Annotated in this window: 1 protein-coding gene; it reads right to left on the bottom strand. The window is 68.4% G+C overall.

Translation table 11 applies throughout. The features are described from left to right. Positions 1-4: 4 nt before the first annotated feature. Positions 5-1,822 (bottom strand): glutamine--fructose-6-phosphate transaminase (isomerizing), encoded by a 1,818-nt coding sequence (gene glmS, locus RM190_RS23265; protein ID WP_311761863.1) that lies wholly within the window; start codon positions 1,820-1,822, stop codon positions 5-7. Positions 1,823-1,824 lie beyond the last annotated feature (2 nt).

Consider the following 1,824-nt stretch of genomic DNA (forward strand, 5'->3'; position numbering starts at 1 on the left):
GCCGCTACTCGACGGTAACGGATTTAGCGAGGTTTCGCGGCTGGTCGACGTCGGTGCCCTTTGCGACGGCGGTGTGATAGGCGAGGTATTGCATGGGCACGGCGTAAAGGATGGCCTGGAAGGCGCCGCCGCCGCTGGGCATGGCCAGGCTGGCATGGACGCCGTGGCCGCCTTTCTCGATGCCCTCGGCATCCGAGATCAGCAGCACCTGGCCGTGGCGGGCCATCACCTCCTGCATGTTCGAGACCGTCTTCTCGAACAGCGCGTCGCGCGGCGCGACCACCACCACCGGCACGTTGCGGTCGATCAGCGCGATCGGGCCGTGCTTCAGCTCGCCCGAGGCATAGCCCTCGGCGTGGATATAGCTCAGCTCCTTCAGCTTCAGCGCCCCCTCCAGCGCCACCGGGTAAAGCGGGCCGCGGCCAAGATAAAGCACGTCCTGCGCCTCGGACAGCCAGCCCGCCAGGGCGCGGCATTCGTCGCTGGTCGCCAGCGCCCGGTTCAGCAGCCCCGGCAGGGTGCGCAGGTCCGCCAGATGGGCGCGCAGCCCGGCATCGTCCAGCCGGCCGCGGTCATGCGCCGCCTTCAGCGCCAGAACCGCCAGCACCGCAAGCTGGCAGGTGAAGGCCTTGGACGAGGCCACGCCGACCTCGATCCCCGCCAGCGTCGGCAGCGCGATGTCGGCGTCCCGCGCGATGGCCGAGGTCCCCACATTCACCACCCCCACCGTCCGGGCGACCTTGTCGCGGGCGTAATGCAGCGCCGCCAGCGTGTCGGCGGTCTCGCCCGACTGGCTGATGAACATGGCCCAGCTTTTCGGCGACAGCGGCGGCTCGCGATAGCGGAACTCGGACGCCACATCCAGGTCGCAGGGCAGCCCGGCCAGGCTTTCGAACCAGTAGCGCGCCACCGAGGCCGCGTAAAAGGCGGTGCCGCAACCCACCAGCGTCAGCCGGTCGACATCGCGGAAATCGATCGCCTCGGGCAGGACGATCCGGTCCTCCTTGATGTAATGGCTGAGCGCATCGCCCAGCACCACCGGCTGCTCGGCGATCTCCTTGGCCATGAAATGGCGATAGCCGCCCTTGTCGATCTGGGTCGCGCCGACATCGATCTGCTGGAGTTCACGATTGGCGGGCGCCCCCGCGGCATTGAAGATTTCGGCGCCTTCGCGGGTGATGACCGCGTGGTCGCCATCTTCCAGATAGGTGATGCGGTCGGTGAAGGGCGCCAGCGCCACCGCGTCCGAGCCGATGAACATCTCGCCCTTGCCATGGCCCACCGCCAGCGGGCTGCCCTTGCGCGCGGCGATCATCAGGTCGCCCTCGCCCTCGAACAGGAAGGCCAGCGCGAAGGCGCCCCGCAGCCGCGCCAGCGTCGCCCGCGCGGCCTCGACCGGGGACTTGCCCTGGGACATGTGCCAGGCCGTCAGCAGCGCCACGATTTCCGTGTCGGTTTCGGATTCCGGGGTCAGGCCAAGCGCCACGACCTCGTCCCGAAGGTCGCGGAAATTCTCGATGATGCCGTTATGGACGATCGCCACCGGACCGCGGCGATGGGGATGGGCATTCGCCTCGGTCGCCGCGCCATGCGTGGCCCAGCGGGTATGCCCGATCCCGGCATGGCCCGGCAAAGGCTCATGCACCAGACGATCCGACAGGTTCACCAGCTTGCCCACCGCCCGGCGCCGGTCAAGCCGACCCGACCCGTCCACCGTCGCCACACCCGCGCTGTCATAGCCCCGGTATTCAAGACGCTTCAACGCCTCGACCAGCTGCGGAGAAACCTCGTGACCCCCAAGAATGCCAATGATCCCGCACATGT

This window comes from Paracoccus broussonetiae, from assembly GCF_031854425.1.
In the GTDB taxonomy this organism is placed as follows: Bacteria; Pseudomonadota; Alphaproteobacteria; order Rhodobacterales; family Rhodobacteraceae; genus Paracoccus; species Paracoccus broussonetiae.

Bases quoted from the DNA above. Each gene is read 5' to 3' on its own strand.
- glmS (WP_311761863.1), bottom strand. From the start codon at position 1,822: ATGTGCGGGATCATTGGCATTCTTGGGGGTCACGAGGTTTCTCCGCAG.